Below are 3636 nucleotides of genomic sequence, written 5' to 3' on the forward strand. Positions count from 1 at the left end.
ACGAAGTTCACCTTGTAGAGGTTGTTGATAACGCCAGGACTTCACCATTGGCCACTAGTTGTCGAGGCGCTCAGAAGCTACCGTACCTCTAGTTTTGAGCTGTATGGCTTTTTCGGCGGAACGTCACACAAAAAATATAGTACTACTGAATACCGGGGGGAGTCGCCATCTCAACACCAGGCAAAGATTTCACATACTCATCCAATAGACATCTCACAAATCTTGTGTAGCCCAATTTTGTTTTTTCAAAATCAATTCCTCGCAAATCACAATCAAAAAAAACCGTGCCCTGTAAATTTGCTCCATCAAATGAAACATTCTTGAATACGGTATTAAAAATTTCCGCGTTGGCAAGATTTGATTTGTTTAAATTTGAATTGATTATTTTGCTATCAGATACATTCACCTTAACCAATCCGGCATCAGTGAAATTGCATTCAGTGAAAATGCAATTTTTTACCCAAGAGCCGCCGACGTCAAAACTCTCAAAACTGCACTCTTGAAACATTACATCAAATGCCGTAAATTCAACTTCTGCAAATGCGGGAAATTTAACATGCAAAGCATTTATATGGCTCAATTTCATTGAGTTTGTTTCAATTAGGTATTTGTCATTAATTTTATTAAAAAAATCAATCACACCCTTTTCAAGGTCATGGCTTAATTTCGATTCAATGATTGGGGAGTTATTTTTTTCCATTAATTTTTACCTCAATGATATTTTTTTGATTAGGGTTCTCATAGCTCTTAATGGAGCTCCATGTTTGTTCGTAATCAGATTTATTTAAATATGTTGTATCAAAAAGAACACGAACATTTTGCAAATCTCCGCTTATGCCATTAGGGCGAGTAAGATTGATTGCATCGTTGATTGAAGCCGCCAATTTATCTGGACTCAGATAGCCATTCGATGGGGCTGCTTTAATATCTACCGGAACACCATTCCCCATATAGATATCGATATTCAATCCACCTGGTGCTCGAGTTGACCCTGGAGGAATTAGTTTTTGTCGTTCGGCTTCAAGCGCAGTGATTCCCTCTCGAATTCCTGTGGAAGTAATCTTGTTGCCTCTATCAGGATCACTTGCCAAACCTAAGAATCGAGGGTCATCTTTATATATGCTTGGTACTTTGTCAAGAGAATTGTAAGCATCAAACAATTCAGGTTGATTTCCAGCACCTTTTTCGCCGTCCCTCACATTAAGAAAAATGTTGGAGAAAGCTTTTGTGATTGGAAATACTGTAGTCAGTCCTCTATTGAAGAAATCACTAGCGTCTTGAACCGAGGGAGGTGTCGTTGTCCAAGAAGGAAGTTTTAGTTCGGGGAAGCCTGGCGTTCCACTAGGCACGTCCTGGCGAATATCATAGCCCGGCGGACCTCCGGCACCATCCGGTCGAACAGGCCGATAACCACCACCGACTGCACCTCCTGTAGTGGCTGGATTAATAAAAATTCCCACGTACGCGAGTTGTTGTCCCTCCATACCACGCGTATCGACTAGATCCCCCGGTGGGCCGTCGCTAACGATGCGCGTATCGTCTGGCGTTGCCGCAGCAACAACAACGTTGCCATAACGCAGGCCGGTTTCGCCGAACGCCTTAAGGCCCAACCCATTAGTAAGCGTTGACCAGCCATACATCGCATCAGAACGGACTTGCGCGTTCTGCGAGTGAATCTCGCTGCGCTTTAAATCCTCTTGTGAGGAGTTGCTACTGCTTGAATAGTCAGCCAGAGACCGTCCGAGTGCATTCCCAAACGCATCGGTCGCTACCTGCTGAATGCTAATGCGCCCACCACGCGCCACGGCCGCAGCCGTGCCTGCCGCGAACCCGCTGATGGTGCCGCGCGCAAGGTCTGCCGCAGTCTTGCCCCAATCGCTGAACATGGTGGAGGTCTTGAGCTGCTCTCCCACATAGCTGCCCACGGCGCCACCGGCTGCGCTGGCTGCCACGCTCTTCCAGTCGAATCGGTCTTGCAGGCCCGTGAGCACGCCAATGCCCTGGGTCATCACATTGGCCGTGGCGGCCCGCATGGCGGTGGCTTGCCAGCCCGAGCCTCCGAACAGCTCTGTGCCCGCCAGTCCGCTGGTGATGCCGGCACTGAGTGCAGACAGGCCGACGCTTTTCCAATTGAAGCCGTCCTGCACGCCCATCACATTGCCAGCTACCTGACTGGCGATGGAGCCTGTAGCTCCAGCCGCCGCTGCTCCTGCCCATGCGTTGCCAAGCAGCGCGCTGAAGGTGCCTGCCGTATAGGCGGCAACCACCACAGCCACGGCCACCATGATGATCTTGCCCAGCGCCCCGCAGCCACCTCCCTGGCCCGCAGGCGCAGGCAGCACCGAATCCAGACTGCCCGTGACCCGGCTCGGGTCATAGGGCTGGAAGGTGTCCGCGTTGTTGGCGTTCAGCGCGAGCTTGGGGATGCTCAGGGTCTGGCCGGCCGTGAGCTCGCCGTCGCCTGAGACAGCCAGGCCGTTGGCTTCCGCGATGCGCCACCACAGGCTGCTGTCGCCCAGCACGTTGCGGGCGATGGTCTTGAGAGTCTCGCCACCGACCACGGTGTAGCTCATGGCGCTGAAGTTGGTGTCGCGCAGCTTCAGTGCAGGGGCGTTCAGGTGGAATTCGGCGGTGTTGACGTATTTGGGGACATCTCCAGCCTTGGGCGGGTTCTCGGAGTCAGGGGCGTCGCCGTAGCGGGCCAGGACTTCGCCGTTGGCCACCAGTTGCCGTTGCACGTGGCCGGGGTTGATGGCGTCGCCGATGAAGCCGCCGATGTAGCCACCGGGCTCGTTCTGGATGCGGCCGCCCTTGTCGGCCGTGGTGCCGGCGCTCTGGTTGACGTAGAGCGCATTGCCCTGGGCATCATTGACGAAGGCCCGGTTGTAGCGGGTGTCGTAGACCTCCCCTTTCTGCTCGATGTTGCTGATGAAGCCGTTGGCGTCGCGCCACGTGTTGGTGGTGGCCGTGCGGCCGCCCTGGGTGGTGGTGGACTCGGTCTGCTGGTAACTGCCGTTGAACTGGTACTTGTAGGTGGTGCGCGTGGCATCACCGGTGTTGCCATTCGTGGTCTGCACTTGCCCGCGCAGGTTGCCAGCGGCGTCGTAGCCCAGGCTGGGGTCGGTGGTGCCGGGGGCGCCATGGTAGGCGACGTCGGTGTGCTGGATCCTGGACTGGTTGTCAGCGCGGCGCATGACGACGCGGGTGTCCTGCACGCGGCCCAGGGTGTCGTACTGGTTGTAGCGGTGTTCGGCTTCGCCGGTGCTGCTCAGCGTCTTGGCATAGACCTGGCGGCCGGCTCCGTCGTAGAGGACCTGGCCGGACTGCGTGGCCTTGCCCGACTGGCTGATGCTGAAGCTGTCCAGCCGGTGCAGGTCGTCGTAGACGTAGTTGTTGACCGTTTCCTGGGCGGCCTTGCCAGAGGTCTGTTCACTGGAAATGTCGCTGGTGCGGTTGCCGGCCAGGTCGTAGGCGTAGTTGTGCTTGAGGGTGGTGGAGGTGATTTGCTCAAGTCCTACCTTCTGGATCTGCCATTCGAAGCTGACAGTCTGCCGGTTCATGGCGTCGTATGCATAGGTCGTTACGCTGGCATTGTCCACCTGGTCGTACCAGCCAGGCGATTGCCACCATTGGCCC

2 protein-coding genes are annotated in these 3636 nt (G+C 54.5%); both read right to left on the reverse strand.

Annotated features, from left to right (window positions below):
* Window positions 1-142: 142 nt before the first annotated feature.
* The gene (locus DA1_RS30150; RefSeq protein WP_081232019.1) at window positions 143-700 is read right to left on the reverse strand and encodes a pentapeptide repeat-containing protein; all 558 of its coding nucleotides are present in this window, start codon (window positions 698-700) and stop codon (window positions 143-145) included.
* On the reverse strand, window positions 687-3560 hold the full coding sequence (locus DA1_RS29185; protein ID WP_062794202.1) for a LysM peptidoglycan-binding domain-containing protein: 2874 nt from the start codon (window positions 3558-3560) through the stop codon (window positions 687-689). Before DA1_RS29185 ends, DA1_RS30150 begins: the two co-directional genes overlap by 14 nt.
* Window positions 3561-3636: the final 76 nt, after the last annotated feature.

Source organism: Delftia acidovorans NBRC 14950 (genome assembly GCF_001598795.1).
Taxonomy (GTDB): Bacteria; Pseudomonadota; Gammaproteobacteria; order Burkholderiales; family Burkholderiaceae_C; genus Comamonas; species Comamonas acidovorans.